Source organism: Streptomyces sp. NPDC053541, assembly GCF_044544705.1.
Taxonomy (GTDB): Bacteria; Actinomycetota; Actinomycetes; order Streptomycetales; family Streptomycetaceae; genus Streptomyces.
This window is the reverse complement of record NZ_JBITXM010000003.1, coordinates 262,832-279,253: the sequence shown is the minus strand read 5'-3', so window position 1 is coordinate 279,253 and position 16,422 is coordinate 262,832. Positions and strand designations below refer to the sequence as shown.

At 75.7% G+C, this 16,422-nt stretch carries 16 protein-coding genes; 6 read left to right on the top strand and 10 right to left on the bottom strand.

Annotated features, from left to right (window positions below; all coding sequences use genetic code 11):
- The first annotated feature begins 159 nt into the window (after positions 1-159).
- Complete coding sequence (locus tag ACIGW2_RS08455; protein WP_361576370.1) at positions 160-618, top strand: cyclic nucleotide-binding domain-containing protein; 459 nt, start codon at positions 160-162, stop codon at positions 616-618.
- A gap of 532 nt (positions 619-1,150) precedes the next feature.
- Here the strand turns inward: ACIGW2_RS08455 and ACIGW2_RS08450 are convergent.
- On the bottom strand, positions 1,151-1,594 hold the full coding sequence (locus ACIGW2_RS08450; protein WP_391652110.1) for a GNAT family N-acetyltransferase: 444 nt from the start codon (positions 1,592-1,594) through the stop codon (positions 1,151-1,153).
- A 155-nt stretch (positions 1,595-1,749) separates the two neighbouring features.
- Between ACIGW2_RS08450 and ACIGW2_RS08445 the strand changes: the two genes are divergently transcribed.
- The 3 genes from ACIGW2_RS08445 to ACIGW2_RS08435 all read left to right on the top strand — a co-directional run bounded on the left by ACIGW2_RS08445 (position 1,750) and on the right by ACIGW2_RS08435 (position 4,233).
- Positions 1,750-3,105, top strand: coding sequence for a diacylglycerol/lipid kinase family protein (locus ACIGW2_RS08445; protein WP_391652111.1), 1,356 nt, complete (start codon positions 1,750-1,752; stop codon positions 3,103-3,105).
- Positions 3,098-3,679 (top strand): phosphatase PAP2 family protein, encoded by a 582-nt coding sequence (locus ACIGW2_RS08440; protein WP_399842088.1) that lies wholly within the window; start codon positions 3,098-3,100, stop codon positions 3,677-3,679. Before ACIGW2_RS08445 ends, ACIGW2_RS08440 begins: the two co-directional genes overlap by 8 nt.
- Positions 3,680-3,801: 122 nt before the next feature.
- Positions 3,802-4,233 (top strand): PPOX class F420-dependent oxidoreductase, encoded by a 432-nt coding sequence (locus ACIGW2_RS08435; RefSeq protein WP_361576358.1) that lies wholly within the window; start codon positions 3,802-3,804, stop codon positions 4,231-4,233.
- A 36-nt stretch (positions 4,234-4,269) separates the two neighbouring features.
- On the opposite strand, the gene ACIGW2_RS08430 is transcribed toward ACIGW2_RS08435, so the two are convergent.
- The 9 genes from ACIGW2_RS08430 to ACIGW2_RS08390 form a co-directional block, all read right to left on the bottom strand.
- Complete coding sequence (locus ACIGW2_RS08430; RefSeq protein WP_361576355.1) at positions 4,270-4,986, bottom strand: GntR family transcriptional regulator; 717 nt, start codon at positions 4,984-4,986, stop codon at positions 4,270-4,272.
- Positions 4,987-5,026: 40 nt separating this feature from the next.
- Positions 5,027-5,998, bottom strand: a complete 972-nt coding sequence (locus ACIGW2_RS08425; protein WP_399842085.1) for an ornithine cyclodeaminase family protein — start codon at positions 5,996-5,998, stop codon at positions 5,027-5,029.
- A 191-nt stretch (positions 5,999-6,189) separates the two neighbouring features.
- Complete coding sequence (locus ACIGW2_RS08420; RefSeq protein ID WP_399842725.1) at positions 6,190-7,281, bottom strand: proline racemase family protein; 1,092 nt, start codon at positions 7,279-7,281, stop codon at positions 6,190-6,192.
- On the bottom strand, positions 7,269-8,273 hold the full coding sequence (locus tag ACIGW2_RS08415) for a proline racemase family protein (RefSeq protein ID WP_399842083.1): 1,005 nt from the start codon (positions 8,271-8,273) through the stop codon (positions 7,269-7,271). Before ACIGW2_RS08415 ends, ACIGW2_RS08420 begins: the two co-directional genes overlap by 13 nt.
- Before the next feature lie 14 nt (positions 8,274-8,287).
- Entirely contained in the window at positions 8,288-9,202 is a 915-nt protein-coding gene (locus ACIGW2_RS08410; protein ID WP_391652115.1) for a dihydrodipicolinate synthase family protein, read from the bottom strand.
- Between the two features lie 95 nt (positions 9,203-9,297).
- The gene (locus ACIGW2_RS08405; RefSeq protein ID WP_399842082.1) at positions 9,298-10,755 is read right to left on the bottom strand and encodes an NAD(P)/FAD-dependent oxidoreductase; all 1,458 of its coding nucleotides are present in this window, start codon (positions 10,753-10,755) and stop codon (positions 9,298-9,300) included.
- A complete protein-coding gene (locus ACIGW2_RS08400; RefSeq protein ID WP_391652117.1) occupies positions 10,736-11,008 on the bottom strand; it encodes a (2Fe-2S)-binding protein in 273 nt (90 codons plus the stop codon). The genes ACIGW2_RS08405 and ACIGW2_RS08400 overlap by 20 nt, the downstream gene beginning before the upstream one ends.
- An 83-nt stretch (positions 11,009-11,091) precedes the next feature.
- A complete protein-coding gene (locus tag ACIGW2_RS08395; RefSeq protein WP_391652118.1) occupies positions 11,092-12,255 on the bottom strand; it encodes an NAD(P)/FAD-dependent oxidoreductase in 1,164 nt (387 codons plus the stop codon).
- A gap of 71 nt (positions 12,256-12,326) precedes the next feature.
- Complete coding sequence (locus ACIGW2_RS08390; protein WP_399842079.1) at positions 12,327-14,669, bottom strand: collagenase; 2,343 nt, start codon at positions 14,667-14,669, stop codon at positions 12,327-12,329.
- Positions 14,670-14,857: 188 nt separating this feature from the next.
- On the opposite strand from ACIGW2_RS08390, the gene ACIGW2_RS08385 reads away from it, so the two are divergent.
- Positions 14,858-15,628, top strand: coding sequence for a hypothetical protein (locus ACIGW2_RS08385; protein WP_391652120.1), 771 nt, complete (start codon positions 14,858-14,860; stop codon positions 15,626-15,628).
- A gap of 107 nt (positions 15,629-15,735) precedes the next feature.
- Positions 15,736-16,329, top strand: coding sequence for a TetR family transcriptional regulator C-terminal domain-containing protein (locus tag ACIGW2_RS08380; protein WP_361576328.1), 594 nt, complete (start codon positions 15,736-15,738; stop codon positions 16,327-16,329).
- The last annotated feature ends 93 nt before the right edge of the window (positions 16,330-16,422 follow it).

Here is a 16,422-nt window from a genome sequence, read left to right as displayed (position 1 = left end):
GGCCGGGTGGCGGACGCCCGCACCGTATGCGCGCCGTGACCGGCCCGCCACCGGCCGTTCGGGGGGCTTCGGGCGGGGCGCGGGGCCGGTGACTGCGCGGCGGGCGCGGGCGGCGGACACTGGAGGCGGGACGCACGCCGCCGCGCACAGGAGGCCGCCATGAGCACCGCCGCACCCAAGGTCAGCACGCTGCCGCCGGAGCACCGGGAACGCCTGATGGCCTTCGCCGAGGACGTGTACTTCGAGGCGGGCCACCGCTTGTTCGAGGAGCAGGACCGGGCCGACCGCTTCTGGATCGTCAAGACCGGCGCGGTCACCCTGGACGCGAGGGTGCCGGGGCGCGGCGCCCCGGTCATCGAGACGCTGCGCCACGGCGAGCTGGTGGGCCTGTCCTGGCTGTTCCCGCCGTACCTCTGCCAGTCCGGAGCGGAGGCGATGACCCCGGTCCGGGCCCACGAGTTCGACGGCGCCGCGGTCCGGTCGATGGTCCGCACGGACCCGGAGTTCGGCTCCTCGGTGATGTTCTGGGTCGGCCAGATCCTCGCCCACCGCCTCCAGGTCACCCGGGTCCGCCTGCTCGACCTCTACGCCCCGCACGGCAGCGGGATCCTGGCCTGAGGCGGCGGGGCGGGGCCGGGGCTGGGCCGCGGGGCGGGCCGCAGGCCGGCTCCGGGGCACCTCCCGTGCTCGGAGGGCTACGGGGTGGGCGGGCGTCCGGTGCACGTGGCCCACCGCCCGGTCAGGGCCGAGAGGTGGGCCTCTGGGCCCGCCAGGGCCAGGGCTGGGGTTTTACAGGGACACCTCCCGTGCCCGGAGGGGTGCGCGGTGGGCGGGCCTCCGGTGCACGGGGCCTCCCGGCCCGCCAGGGCCCAGGGGGAAGGACCCGCCCGGGCAGAGGCGCCTCCCCGGCCCCAGGCGGGGGGGCGGACGCGATGCGCGGGGCACTCACCCTGGGCTCCGCCCGGGGGCACCCCCGCCCGGACGAAGCCCAAGGGCCGTCGGCGACCGACGACACCACGGCAAGGAGTGGTGCTGGAGGTACTCGCCCAGGCTCCACCGGGGCACCCCGGGGCGAAGCCCCGGGAGCCCTCGCCGACCGGGACCACGCAGCGGTGCCGGGCGGCCGGGGCCCGCAGGGTCCGGGAGCGGTCTAGTCCGCGTCGAGGGGCTTCACGTGCCAGTCGAGGACGGTGCCGTCGGCGCGGCTGATCTGGCCGCGGCGGACGAAGCCGGCCCGGCGGGCCACCGCGCCGGCCGCCGGGGTGGCGGTGGGGGCGAGGAGCACCGCGCGGCGGGCTCCGGACGCGCGGGCGTGGGCGCAGGCGAGCAGCACGGCCCGGGTGGCGAGGCCGCGGCCGCGGGCCTCCGGGTGGAGGGAGAAGCACAGGTCGACGTCGCCGCGGGCGAACCCGGCGGCCGACGGGCGCAGTTCGACGGTACCGACGAGCCGGCCGGCGCGGATGCCGAAGGTCCGTACGGGACCGTGGGCGCGCCACGGCTCCCAGGGGTGGGGGGCGGGGGGCAGGGCCGGCTGGTCGGGGCCGGCGGGGGACAGGGTGACGACCCCGTCCGAGAGCTTGGCTTCATCACGCACCCGAGCGATCCTGTCGCCTATCCGTCCGTGCCACAATCGGTATCCGGTCGGACACGCGGAGGCATCGTGCCAAGGCATCACTCGAACGGGTTACCGGGGCGGTGCGCGCCGCCGGGCCGCCGCAGGCTGGGACCGTCGACACGGGGAGGCTGCCGGTGAGTACGGACGTTTCCGGGCGGCGGGCCAGGACCGCCGCCCGGTCCCGGCTGCTCGCGCGCTGCGCGCTCCTCGCGGCCGTCGCCGCGGTGCTCTCGCTGTTCCTGCCGTTCGGCGACGGCGGCGTGCTGATCGTCCTCAGCGGGCTCGCCGGGCTCGCGCTGGCCGCGGCGGGCGTCTGGTGGTTCCTGGCGCACCGGGGGCCGGTGCGGCTGCTGGGCGCGCTGCTCGCGGCCGGCACGCCGGTGGGGGTGCTGCTGCTGTACGTGGCGAGCGGGCTGTGGTCCTCGGCGCTGACCGCGCTCGTGCTGTGGGCCGTGGCGCTGTTCTGCGCCCGCCGGGCCCTGCACCGGCGGGGCCTCGGTCACCGGGCGCGGCCCGCGAGGCGGCCCGTGCGGCCGGTGCTGCTGATGAACCCGAAGTCCGGTGACGGCAAGGTCGTGAAGTTCGGTCTGGTCGAGAAGGCGGAGCGGCTGGGCGCGCGGGTGCTGCTACTGGCCCCGGCCGAGCCGGGCGGGGAGTTCCCGGACCCGGCCGCGCTGGCCCGCGAGGCCGTCGCCGGGGGCGCGGACCTGCTGGGGGTGGCCGGCGGCGACGGCACCCAGGCTCTGGTGGCGGCCGTGGCCGCCGAGCACGGCCTGCCGTTCCTGGTGATCAGCGCGGGCACCCGGAACCACTTCGCGATGGACCTCGGTCTGGACCGCGCCGACCCCTCGCGCTGTCTGAACGCGCTGACGGACGGCGAGGAACTGCGGGTGGACCTCGGCGACGTGGCCGGCCGCCCGTTCGTCAACACGGTCTCCTTCGGGGTCTACGCGGACGTGGTGCAGCACCCCGAATACCGCGACGCCAAGGCGGAGACGGCGCTGAGCATGCTGCCGGACCTGCTCACCGGCGAGGCGGGACGGCGCCTCGACGCCCGGGCCGACACCACCGAGCTGTCCGACCAGCAGGCGCTCCTCGTCAGCAACAATCCCTACAACTCCCCCGATCCCCTGGGCGGTGGCCGGCGGCCCCGGCTCGACGGCGGCAGGCTCGGCGTGGTCGCGGTCCGGGTGGACGGCCCGGCGCAGGCGGCCGACCTGGCCGTGCGCGGGGCGATGTCGGCCGGTCTGAACGTGCTGACGGCCCGCCGGGTCGAGGTCACGTCCACCGCCTCCGAACTCCCGGTCGCCGTCGACGGCGAGGCCCTGACGCTGCCGACGCCGGTCGTGTGCACCCTGCGGCCGAGGGCGCTGCGGGTGCTGGTGCCGCGCGACCGGCCGGGCACCCTGCCGGCCGCGCCGCCGCTCAGCTGGCGCCGGGTCGTCGCGCTCGCCCTCGGCCGGCGCCCAGGAAGGAACTCCCATGCCTGACCTCGCTCCCCCCGAGACCGTCCGCGCGGTGCTCGCCGATCTGCGCGCGGTGGACGGCGCGCTGTACGCGGCGGTCGCGGCGACCCCCACGCCGACCCTGGACCGGGCGCTGCGGCTGCTGTCCTCGGCCGCCGACCACTCCAAGGTCTCGTTCGCGGTGGCGACGGGCCTCGCCCTCGCGGGCGGCCGGGCGCGGCGGGCGGCGATCGCCGGGACGGGCGCGGTCGCGATCGCCTCGGTCGCGGCGAACCTGCTGGGCAAGCGGCTGGTACGGCGCCGGCGGCCGGACCGGGAGGCGGCCCGGGTGGTCATGGCGCGGCACGTGCCGATGCCCACCTCGGCCTCGTTCCCGTCGGGGCACACGGCCTCGGCGGTCGCCTTCGCCACCGCGGTGGGCGTGGTGCTGCCGCCGACGGCGGTGCCGCTGGGACTGCTCGCGGGTGCCGTGGGCTACTCGCGGGTCCACACGGGCGTCCACTATCCGGGGGACGTGGTCGCGGGCTCGGTGCTCGGTCTGGCCGCCGCGGTGACCTCGCTGGCCCTGACCGAGTCCCTGCTGCCGCCGGCCCGGTGACCGGCGCCGACCGGAACGACCGGGCCCTGCCCCGTACCGGACCGGACCGGGGAGCACACCCGGGACGGACCCGGGAACCGACGCGGGAACAACCGGGCTCCCGACCGCACTTGAAGAAGGACATGACGACCTCTTCGTTCGACACCCGCACCCTGCTGGCCGAGAGCCGGCTCGGCGTCCTCGCGACCCTGAAGGCCGACGGGCGCCCGCAGCTCTCCCCCGTGATGCCGTTCTACGACCCCAAGACCGAGACGCTGTACGTGTCGATGACCGAGGGCCGCGCGAAGACGGCCAATCTGCGCCGCGACCCGCGCGCCGCCCTGGAGGTGACCAGCGCGGACGGGCGCGCGTGGGCGACCGCGGAGGGCACGGTCACCCTGACCGGTCCGGGCACCGATCCGTACGGCCCGGAGGTCGAGGCGCTCGTCGACTACTACCGGCTGGCCGCCGGGGAGCACCCGGACTGGGAGGAGTACCGGGCGGCGATGGTCGCCGACCGCCGGGTGCTGATGCGGATGTCCGTGGACCACGTGTACGGACAGTCGCTGCGCTGAGTCCCGGGCGCGGCGGTCCGGCCGGACCCGGCCCGGTCAGTTCTTGCGGACCGGGCCGAGGCGGCCGGCGGGGCGCTCGACCGGCTCGTCGCGGGCCTCGGCCCACAGCGAGCGCACGTGCCCGAGGTGGCGCAGCATGCACGCCTCGGCGCCCTCGCGGTCGCCGGCGATCATCAGGTCGAGCAGTTCCACGTGCTCCTCGGCCGAGGAGACCAGCTTGCCGGCCTCGTCGAGCCCGGTGAGGCCGTAGAGCCGGGAGCGCTTGCGCAGGTCGCCGACGGTCTCGACGAGGCGGTCGTTCCCGGCCAGGCCGAGCAGGGTGAGGTGGAAGCGGCGGTCGGCCTCCAGATAGCCGATGAGGTTGTGCTCGCGCGCGTTGGTGACGATCTCCTCGGCGAGCGGGCGCAGCGCCTCCAGCTCCTCGCGGGCGGCGGTCTCGGTGACCCGGCCGACCGTGGGGACCTCGATCAGGGTGCGCAGTTCGGTGCACTGGTCGAGTTCGCGCTCGCTGACCTCGGTGATGCGGAAGCCCTTGTTGCGGACGGGCTCGACCAGGCCCTCGCGGGCCAGGTCGAGCATCGCCTCGCGCACCGGCGTGGCCGACACGCCGAGTTCGGCGGCGAGGCCCGGTGCCGAGTAGATGCTGCCCGGGCGCAGCTCGCCCGCTATCAGGGCGGCGCGCAGGGCGTGGCCGACCTGGTCGCGAAGCCGCTCCTGGGCCTTGATGAGACTGTGCTGCTTCAGGTCACCCACGCTGATCCTCCGAGAAATCGCCGGAGGACAGCGTACAATGTCACGTTTCGCCAGTGAGGCCAGTGAGGCCGAGGGTGCGGGCGGCGTCGGTGCCGCCGAGGCCCGCGGCGCGGGCGGCCTCGTGGACGGCGACGGCCACGGCCAGGTCCTCCCAGGCCATGCCGACGCTCTTGAACAGGCGCGGGACGGCTGTGTCGGGGGGCGCCACCCGGCCGGTGACCAGGTCGGCCAGGGTGCCGGCCGCGTGTCCGGGCCCGATCGCGCCCTCCGCCTCGGGGATCAGCAGGTCCCCCGCCTCGCGGGCGGCCGCGGCCCGCGACTCGACGTAGACGGCGGACCGGCGCACCAGCTCCGTGTCGGTCTCACGGGCGTCCGGCTCGTGCGAGCCGACGGCGACCACCGTGGCGCCGGGCGCGACCAGCCGCCCGTCGAACAGCGGGGTGCGGGCGGTGGTGCAGCACACCACGAGGTCCGCGTCCGGCACGTCCGCCACCGTTCCGGTACGGGCCTTCGGCACGCCCAGGTCCCGGGCGTACGCGGCCGGCCCGGCCGCGCGGCCGGGGTCGCGGGCCACCACCACGACCTCGGCGACCTCCCGTTCGGCGCACACCGCCGCCAGGTGGCCGTACGCCTGCGGTCCCGCGCCGAACAGCAGCAGCCGCCGCACCGGACGGCCCGGCCCGACGAGCAGCCGGATCGCCAGCGCGGAGACCGCCGGGGTGCGCAGCGCGGTGAGCGCGGCGCCGTCGAGCACGGCGACCGGGCACAGGCTCGGGCCGTCCAGGAGCAGATAGCTCCCGGTGATCCGGGCCAGGCCCCGGGCCGGATTGCCGGGCGCCACCCCGGCGACCTTCACCCCCGCCCAGGCCGCGGACGCGGCCGGCATCAGCAGCAGCTCGCCGGCCGGCACCGGCACGGCGGTGCGCGGCGGGGCGGCCTCCGGGTCCAGGCCCTCGCGCAGGACCGCGGCGAGCGCGTCGGCCGCGGCGGCCGGGGACAGCAGCCGGGACACGGCGGCGGCGTCCAGGAAGAGGGGGTGGGGCGGCGGGCCGGGCGCCGCACCGAAGGCGGGACCAAGCGCCGGGCCCGGCGCCCCGCCGGGCGCCGGACGGGCCGGCGCGTCGGGAGCCGGGGCGGGCCCCGGGCCGGGCGCCACCCCTGGAGCCGACCCCAAGTTCCCTGCCGTCACGGGGACTTCGCCGCTCACAGGGTGAACCCCGTGCCGAGGGTGTCGTCCGGGTCGTGGACGAAGAGGTGTTCGCCGGTGCGATGGGCGGTGCCGGTGACCTCGGTGGGGCGGGCCGTGTCGCCCGGGCGGGGCGGGAGGACGCGGGCGGTGAAGACCGTGTCCACGATCGAGGCGTGGGTCAGTTCCCGGTCCTCCGTCAGGCGGCCCTCGTCGGCGAGCAGGACGAGCCTGGCGGAGGTGCCGGAGCCGCACGGGGAGCGGTCGACCTGGCCGTCGGCGAAGACCGTCACGCTGCGCTGGTGCGGTCCGCGCGGGGTGTCGGGCAGGTCCTCGTGGAGGATCACGCCGTACACCCCGGACAGGCGCGGGTCCGCGGGGTCGCGGGTCGCCGGGTGGCCGGCGAGGGCCGTGCGGATCTCCCGGCCGACCCGGATCAGGGCGTCGAGCCGGTCCGGGGCGACGGCGAGGCCGAGCGCGGCGGCGGGCAGGGAGGCGTAGCAGGCGCCGGCGTGCGCGAGGTCCACCTCCACCGTGCCGAGGCTCGTGGTGACGCGCACCCGGCGGGCGGCGACGCGGGCGGGCACGTTCCGGAAGGTGATCCCGGTGGTGCGGCCCGCCGTGCGGTGCACGAGCGCGGTGACCCGGCCGGACGGCACGTCGATGCGGACCTGGGCGGTGCCGTCGTCCGGCGCGGGGACCCGGCCGGAGTCGACGGCCCAGGCGCCGAGCGCGATGGTGCCGTGCCCGCAGGCGGTGGACCAGCCGTCCTTGTGCCAGAAGAGGACGCCCAGGTGGGCGCCGTCGTCGTCGGGCGGGACGACGAGCCCGCCGTACATCCCCGCGTGTCCGCGCGGTTCGTTGACGAGCAGCCGGCGCAGCTCGTCGTGCGGGCCGGGGCGGGGGTTCGTGCCCCCGCCGCCGGCCTCGCCGTCGCCCGGCCGGGGCGGGGCGAGGAGGGTGGCGCGCCGCTCGGCGACCGTGTCGCCGGGCACCGGCGGCAGGCCGGAGGCGCCGAGGTCGACGATCCGGAAGGGCTCCCCGGCGGTGTGGTAGTCGGTGGTGCGCACCCGGATGCGGCGGGCGGGGGCGGCGCTCACAGCAGGAATCCCGCGGGGAAGGGGTCGGTGGGGTCGAGGAAGTACTGGGCGGTGCCGGTGAGCCAGGCGCGCCCGGTGACGGTGGGGACGACGGCGGGCCGTCCGCCGACCGTGGTCTCGCGGACCAGCCGGCCGGTGAACTCGGTGCCGATGAAGGACTCGTTGACGAAGTCCGTGTCGAGCGGCAGGAGTCCGCGCGCGTGCAGCTGTGCCATCCGGGCGCTGGTGCCGGTGCCGCACGGGGAGCGGTCGAACCAGCCGGGGTGGATGGCCATCGCGTGCCGGGAGCGGCGGGCGTCGGAGCCGGGGGCGGCGAGGTAGACGTGCTTGAGGCCGGCCACGGCCGGGTCCTCGGGGTGCACCGGGCGGTCGGGGCCCGCGTTCACCGCGTCCATCAGGGCGAGTCCGGCGGCGAGCAGCTCCTGCTTGCGGGCCCGGTCGAAGGGCAGGCCGAGGGCGTCGAGTTCGACGAAGGCGTAGAAGTTGCCGCCGTAGGCGAGGTCGTAGGTGACGGTGCCGAGGCCGGGGACCTCGGCCTTGAGGTCCAGGCCGACGCAGAAGGCGGGCACGTTGGTGAGGGTGACGGCGGTGGCGGCGCCGTCCGCCACGCGCACGTCGACGGCGACGAGGCCGGCCGGGGTGTCGAGGCGGACGGTGGTGACGGGTTCGGTGACCGGCACCATGCCGGTCTCGACGAGCACGGTGGCGACGCCGATGGTGCCGTGGCCGCACATCGGGAGCAGGCCGGACACCTCGATGAAGAGGACTCCGTAGTCGGCGTCGGGGCGGGTGGGCGGCTGGAGGATCGCTCCGCTCATGGCGGCGTGCCCGCGCGGCTCGTACACGAGGAGCGTGCGGAGGTGGTCGAGGTGCTCGACGAAGTGCTGCCGCTTCTCGGACATGGTGGCGCCGGGGATCACCCCGACGCCGCCGGTGATGACGCGGGTGGGCATGCCCTCGGTGTGCGAGTCCACCGCGTGGAAGACGTGACGGGTGCGCATCGGTTTCCCCCGGTTCAGTGGTGGCCGTCGGCCAGGGCCTTCTCGGTCGCGGCGCGCACGGCGGCCGCGGTGGCGCCGGTGAGCGGGAGCCGCGGCGGCCGGGTCGGTCCGCCGGGGAGTCCGGCGAGGTCCATCGAGGCCTTGATGGCCTGGACGAACTCGGTCTTGGAGTCCCAGCGCAGCAGCGGGTGGAGCGCCCGGTAGAGCGGCAGGGCGGTGTCGAGGTCGCCCGCGACGGCGGCGCGGTAGAGGGTGGCGCAGGAGGCGGGCAGGGCGTTGGGGTAGCCGGCGACCCAGCCGACGGCCCCGGCCAGGGCCAGTTCGAGCAGTACGTCGTCGGCGCCGATCAACAGGTCGAGTTCCGGGGCGAGTTCGGAGATCTCGTAGGCCCGGCGGACGTCACCGCTGAACTCCTTGACGGCCACGATGTGTCCGGCGGCGTGCAGCGCGGCGAGGAGGGGCGGGGTCAGGTCGACCTTGGTGTCGATGGGGTTGTTGTACGCGACCACGGGCAGGCCCACGCCGGCGACCTCCGCGTAGTGCGCGAGCACGGCCGGCTCGTCGGCGCGGTAGGCGTTCGGCGGCAGGAGGAGGACGGATCCGGCGCCGGCCTCGGCGGCCTGCTCGGCCCAGCGGCGGGACTCGGCGCTTCCGTAGGCGGCGACGCCGGGCATGACCCGGGCCCCGTCGCCGGCGGCCTCGACGGCGGTGCGGACCACCCGGGCGCGCTCCTCGGGGGTGAGGGTCTGGTACTCCCCCAGCGAGCCGTTGGGGACGACGCCGTCGCAGCCGTTGTCGATCAGGCGGCGGACGTGCTCGGCGTAGGCGTCGTAGTCGACGGAGAGGTCCGGGCGGAGGGGAAGGGTGGTGGCGACCATGATGCCGCGCCAGGGGCGGGTGGGGCTCCAGTGCGAGGTGGTGACGCTCATCAGCAGCTCTCCTTAGTAGTGTGTGACATTTTATTGGTGGGCGCGGGGCGGCCACAAGGGGGCGGACGACGGGCGTCCGCCCTCCTGGTCCGACGCTAGTCCTCGGCGTGCTCGGGGAGTTCGGCGAACTCGCGGAGCGGGACCGGGCAGGCGAGGGGACGGCGGTCGGGCACGGCCTCGCCGAGGGATCCGGCGGAGCCCGCGCAGAGGGCCGCCACGGCCGGGCCGCACATCCGGCCCTGGCACCAGCCCATGCCCGCGCGGGTCAGCAGTTTGACGGTCCGTGCGTCGCGCGCGCCCAGCTCCGCCAGGGCCTCCCGGACCCGGCCCGCCGGGACCTCCTCGCAGCGGCAGACGTCGGTCGCGTCCGGGAGCCACTCCGGCCAGCCGGTACCGGGGCGGTGGGCGGCGCCCATCGTGTCGGCGAAGGCGCGCAGGCGGGCGCGGGACCGCCGGAGGGCGGCCGGCGCCGGGACGGCCGCGACGGAGTGGGCCGCCAGGGCGCCCTCCGCGAGGGCCAATGGTGCGCCGCCGATGCCGCCGGTCTCCCCCGCCGACCAGACGCCCGGCACCGAGGTGCGCAGCTCCTGGTCGAGCATGAGGGCGGCCGTGCCGTCCGGGGCCGTGCGGGTGGCGCAGCCCAGGGCGGTGGCCAGGGAGAGTTCGGGCACCAGGCCGTGGCCGACGGCCAGCGCGTCGCACGGGATGCGCCGGGCGGTGCCCGGGACCGGGCGCCAGTCGCGGTCCAGGCGGGCGACCGTCACCGCCGTCACCCGGTCGGTGCCGTGCGCCTCGACGACCGCGTGCCGGGTGAGCAGGCGGGTGTGCGCGCGCAGGAGTGCCGCGCCGTGCCGGGCGCCCTCGGCCAGCTTCGCCGGGTTGCGGAGCAGGGTGGCCGCGCTGCCGGCGTATCCGGTGTAGGAGGCGGCCTCCACGACGGCGGGGACCCGGGCCCCGGCGCCGGCCAGCGAGCCGGCGACGGCGAGGAGCAGCGGGCCGCTGCCCGCCACGACGATCCGCCGGCCGGGGAGCACCAGGCCGCCCTTCAGCATGGCCTGGGCGCCGCCGGCGCCGAGCACGCCGGGCAGGGTCCAGCCGGGGAAGGGCAGGTGGCGCTCGTACGAGCCGGTGGCGAGCAGCAGGGCGCGGGCCGTGACGGGGCCGGCGGGCGGCTGCGCGGCCGGGGCGGATTCGACGGTGCGGGCGTGCAGGGTCCAGGCCCGGTCCGCGCGGTGGACCGCCCAGACGTGCCGGTGGGGCGCGTAGTGGACGCGGCCCGCGGCCTGGTGGGCGCGCAGGCGGCGCAGCAGAGCGGCGAACGTGGGCCAGTCGTGGTGCAGGGCCCGCGCGCGGGCGGCGTCGAGGGCGGGCGCGGGGTGCCGGTAGTACTGGCCGCCGGGGCGGGCGCCGGCGTCGAGCAGGGTCACGGTCAGGCCGAGGTCGGCGGCGGTGACGGCGGCGGCGAGGCCGGCCGGGCCGGCGCCGACGACGGCGAGGTCCGCGGGCGCGGCGGCGTCGGGGCGGGCCGTGGGGTCAGTGGTCGCGTGCGGCACGGCCCGTTCCCTCCTGGGTGGTGACGGTGTCGCCGGGGCGGGCGGGCAGCAGGCAGGCGCGCTGGTTCGGGCGGCCGTTGACGGTGACGAGGCAGTCGTAGCACTGCCCGATGCCGCAGAAGACCCCGCGCGGGGCGTTTCCGTGCCGGGTGGTGCGCCAGGAGACGATGCCGGCCGACCAGAGGACGGCGGCGACGGACTGGCCCTCCCGGGCCGGGAGTTCACGGCCGTCAAAGGTCAGCGTGTAGGACACGGGGAAGCTCCGGGGGGGGGGACAGGGGACGGGCGATGGGGTGGGTGCGTGGTGGCCGCTTTGGTGGCCCCCGCTCCCGTTTCTCATTCCGCTCCCCCGTCGTGCGCCCCGAAGTCCCGGGACGGGGCGAAAGGGGCCGGGTCCAGCGGGGGTTCGGCTCCGGTGAGCGCGGCCGCGATCAGCGCGGCCGTCGCCGGGGCCAGTCCGATGCCCGCGCCCTCGTGGCCGCAGGCGTGGAGGAGTCCGGGCACCCGCGCGTCGGGGCCGATGGCCGGCAGGTGGTCCGGGAGGTAGGGGCGGAAGCCGTGGTAGGCGCGGAGGACGTCCACGTCGGCCAGGACCGGGAAGAGCGCGGCGGCCTGGGCGGCGAGGCGGCGCAGGGCCTCGGTGGAGAGCGTGCGGTCGAAGCCGACGCGTTCGCGGGTGGCGCCGATGAGGACCGGGCCCGCCGGGGTGCCCTCGACGACGGCCGAGGACTGGAGGGCCGCGGAGTCGCTGGCCACGTCGGCCACGTAGTCGGCGGCGTACACCTTGTGCCGGACCAGGGGCGGCAGGGGTTCGGTGACGAGCACGAACCCGCGGCGGGGCAGCACGGGAAGGTGCGCGCCGGCCAGCGCGGCGACCTCGCCGCCCCAGGTGCCGGCCGCGTTGACCACGGCGGGCGCGAGGAGTTCGCGGCGGGGGGTGCGGACGCCGGTGACGCGGCCGTCGGGGGCGCGGAGGATCGCGGTGACCTCCTCGCCGAGGTAGGCGGGGACCCGGGCGGCCGCCAGGAGCCGTGCGGCCGCCTTGGCGGGCTGGACCTGGGCGTCCTGCGGGTAGCGGAATCCACCGGCCTGGTCGGGTGTCAGATGGGGTTCGAGCGCGCGCAGTTCCTCGGCCGGGATCTCCTCGGCGGTGACGCCGCAGGCGCGCTGGGACTCGGCGAACGCGCGGAGCGCCTTCAGGGTGGGCTCGTCGCGCGCCACGACGAGCCCGCCCTTCGGCTCGTACTCGATGTCCGGCGGGAGTGCGTCGGACAGTTCGCGCCAGAGTCTCGTGGACAGCAGCGCGAGGTCGAGCTCGGGGCCCGCCCCCTTGTCGGAGACGAGCAGGTTCCCTTCCCCGGCACCGGTGGTGCCGCCCGCGACGGGACCGCGGTCGACGACGGCGACGGAGAGTCCGGAGCGGGCCGCGGCGTGGGCGCAGGCTGCTCCGATCACGCCGGCGCCGATGATCACGACGTCCAGGGAGTGTCTCTTGGGCACGGCAGTAATATGTCACATTCTTCAGGCCGTGCCCAGGGGTTCTCGGCCCCCGGGCACGGACGGGCGGCGGATCAGCTGCGGAGCGGGCCTTCGCAGCGGTAGCTCGACGTGCCGGCGACCCGGGTGGACCAGATCTCGACCGGCCCGAAGCTGCAGTTCATGTCGGCCAGGTTGTTGAGGCGGGACTCGGCGGCGCGGTCGAGGAGGAAGTAGTCGACCGTCTCGGACATGTCCTTGAAGACCTGGTCCTCGCTGTTGGCGTTGGACAGGTTCGCGGTGATCCGGCCGGTGCAGACGAAGCGCCGCTTGCCGGGGTCGCCGTTCTCGACGCAGTCGGGGGTGTTGTAGGTGGCGTTGGCGAAGGCGGTCTTCACGCCGACGACGGTCGAGTAGGTGAGCTGCTCGTCGGGCGTGAACGCGGTGTCGGGCACGAACAGCCGGTCGACCTGGGCGATCTGGGTGTCGAGGAAGCGGTCGTAGGCGCTCTGGAGGCCGGGGTCGGCGCTGAGGCGCTCCCGCCAGGCGTCGAAGCCGGCGACGTCGTTCGCGCGCAGCCGGCCGTACATCTCGCGCAGCAGGCTCGGGCGTTCGGTCCACAGGAACTCGAAGAAGGTGCCCGCGTAGTTGTAGAAGCGGAAGCCGTCGCCGTCGTAGGTGGCGTGCAGGAGCTGCCGGACGCTCATGCGGGGGCGGCCGCCGGCGGTGTCGTTGATGATGCCGCGGACCAGGGACTTGCGGACGGCGATGCCGTCGTCGCGGGTGGCGCCGTCGAAGAACTCGGCGGTGCCCTCGTCCATGGCGGTGGTGCGGTCCCCCTGGTACCAGGGGCCCTCGCCGAAGAAGCCGGGGACGGCGAAGCGCCCGTTGAGGTAGTGGGTGTACTCGTGCCGGAAGAGCTCTTCGAGGGTGAGGGTGGAGTCCTGCGGGACGCGGCGCTGGTAGGTGTAGAAGGTCGCGCCGTTCTCGATGTAGATGCCGCCGTTGTTGGTGTCGTACCCGGTGAGGAGCGGGTGGTAGTTCTCGTAGTCGGCGCGGGAGGCGTAGAGCACGATGTTCAGGGTGCTGTTGGGGTCCCCGGCCAGCGGCGTGTCGGTGCCGAGCACGCGGTGGTACTGCGCCTTGACCTGCTTGCTCGCGTAGTACAGCTGGTCGACGGTGGCCCGGTCGAGGGCGGTGCGGACCTTGATGCCGCCGTTGTCGTAGCCGTACGTGTACGGGAAGAGGCGCTTCTCGATGTCGGCCTTGCAGACGCCGTAGGGCGCGCAGGCCTCGTAGAAGTTCAGCCAGGTGACGATCTTGGCCCACTGCGGGCTGCCGTAACCGAAGCCGGACTCGACCGTGCCGAGGAGGGCGCCGAGGTCGGCGACGACGGCGGTCCGGAGGCCGGTTATCTGGCCGAAGCGGCCGTATTCGGAGAGGGCGTCGCGGGCCACCCAGGCGTTGGCGGTGCCCTTGAGGTGGGTGTGGCCGGCGAAGGCCTTGAACGCGGCGCGGTAGGCGGGGTCGGCCGTGACGGCGGCGTGGAAGGCGGTGTCCTGGTTGCCCGGGTAGACGCCGAGGTAGTTGACCGAGAGCGCGGCGAGGGCGGCACCCGCCCAGGTGGGGTCCTGGTTGGTCGCGGGGTGCGCGGCGTCCATGGTGGCGAGCACCTTGACGATCAGGCCGAGCTGGTGCTGGCGCAGCCCGGGGGCGCTGCCGATGTAGAGGGCCTCGCGCAGGGTGCGGGCGTTGGCGGCGGTGACGTCGAAGGTGCGGGCGGCGTTGCCGTAGTCGGCGATGGCGCGGCGCACGGCGTCGACGGTGGGCGCGTCGGTGATGTCGATCTCGGGGCGCGAGAAGTCGTGGTAGGCGACCGCGTGGAGGTAGGTGAACATCTCCTCCAGGTGGGTGGAGTTGCGCCCGTCGTGGGTCGCGGCGAGGGAGGAGACGCGGCGGGCGACGGCCTGCACGTGGGCGTCGGACATGACGGGTGCGAGGCGGGCGTCCCAGGTCCAGATCAGGTCGCGCAGACAGCCGTCGGCGGTGACGGCGGGGTCGGAGAGGAAGTCGGCGAACCGCTCGGGCGCGAGGCCGGTGATGCCGTCGAGGGTGCAGGGGACGCCGGCGGCGAAGGCGGTACGGGCCTGGGCGCCCTTGGCCTTGGGCGCGGGTCCGGGGACGCGGGCCGCGGCTCCGGTGCCGCCGGGGGCGGGGGCCGGGGCGGGCTTGGCGGTCCGGGGGCGGGCGAGGTGCTCGACCTCGTCGAAGGGGTTCTGCCCGGGCGCGCCGAAGGCGGCGGGGAGCGGGGCGGTGGCCGGCGCCGGGGCTGCCGGGGGTGCGGCGGCCTGGGTGGCGGCCTGTCCGGCGGTGGCGAGGAGGGTCACCGCGACGGCGGTGGCGAGGAGGGAGGTACGCACAAGTCTGCGCTGGGACACCTGGGCTCCTGGAGTGTGGGGGCTGACGCACGGTGAACTCCCCTGGGTCAAAGGGGAGTTGACGGATGTCGGGTTCACCGCGTGAGCAGTAAAATAGTAATGTGAAATTGCACTGACAAGGGTTGTGCACCCGTCAGTTCACGGCGGGGCAACCGCCGGGTGAACCGGGGGCCGCCTACGCTCGCCGCGTGAGCGAGCGCGAAGAGACCGACTGGCGTTCCAGTGCGGCGCACGTGATGGTGACGGCGGTGCTGTTCGCGGTCCCGATGCTGAAGCTGTCCTGGACGCTCGGCGGAGGCGGCCAGGCGCGGGACGCGCTGGACACCATGGGACCGAGGAACTGGCTCGACGTGGTGATCGGGATGTTCCTCTTCGAGCCGCTGCTGTCCACCGTGCTCGGCGTGGTCCTCGTCCGCGCCGCCTACGCGCTCGTCGCCGCCCGCGGAGGCGCGGCCGCCCACCGGGACCGCAGCGCCGCGCAGCTCGCGGCCGCCGCCGCCATCGTGCCGGGCGCGCTCGCCCTGGTCATCGGCGCCTTCAGCGGCTGGGCATGGGGCCTCGGGGCCGGTCTCCTCGCGTACCTGATGCGGCTCGGCGTCCTCGTCGACCACCGCACCGGACGCTACGTCCCGCGAGCCTCGGGCCACCCCGGCCGCAAGCGCGCCGAGAGCGCCCTGCAGCGCGGGGCGGACGTGGTGTGGGCGGTGAGTCTGGCGCTCGCGCTCCTCGTGCTTCCCGTGCTCGCGGTGGCCGCGGCGCTGGACGGGCGGTCCTGGACCAGCGTGGTCGACTGCGACGTCGACACGGGCTCGGGCCCGGCGCGGACCCGGCTCGTCGAGCTGGAGCGGCAGGGCGACGGCGTGGTCGGCTGGGCGGTCGCGGAGGGAGGCGTGGTCAACGGTGTGCACTGCGCGGCCGACGAGGACCCGGTCATCCGCGAGCCCTGGTGGCGGAGTTGATCCGCCGCTGATCGGCCGTGCCGGACGGGCGGGCGGCGCACCCGGGGCCGTGGCCGTTGTCGCGCGCGCCGGGCGGATACCCTGGCGCCTCTACGCGAGGAGGCAGCATGGCACGGATGCCGTCGGCGGAGCGGCGCCGGCAGTTGGTGGAGGCGGCGGTCCGGGTCATGGCCAGGGACGGCGTGGGGCGGGCGACGACGCGGGCGATCTGCGCCGAGGCGGAGGTGTCACTGAGCGTCTTCCACTACTGCTTCGACTCCAAGCAGGAGCTCCTGGAGGCGGCCATCGGCGCGATCACCGGGAGCTACGTGGCCCGGGTGATGTCGGCGGTCGAGCCGCGGGCGACGCTGCGCGAGACGGTGCGGGGCGCGCTCGGCACGTACTGGGAGCACGTGGTGGCCCGTCCGGCCGAGCACATGCTGACCTACGAGCTGACCCAGTACGCGCTGCGCGAGGAGGGCTTCGAGCACCTGGCCCGGGCACAGTACGAGCGGTACGTGGCCTCGGCGACGGTGCTGGTGGAGCAGGTGTGCGCGGTGCGCGGGGTGACGCCGAAGGTGCCGGTGGAGCTGGTGGCGCGGGTGCTCGCGGCGACGATCGACGGGCTCACGCTGCAGTATCTGGTGCTCGGTGACGAGCCGGCCGCCGAGGCGCTGCTCGACGCGACGGCGGATCAGCTGGTGGCGCTGATCGAGGGCTGAGGGGCGGGACGGAAACGTCAACAGGTCATTTGACCCGGACTATTGACTCACTGCCGCATCGCCGCGATCCTCGGCGCGAGCCCACTGTTACCG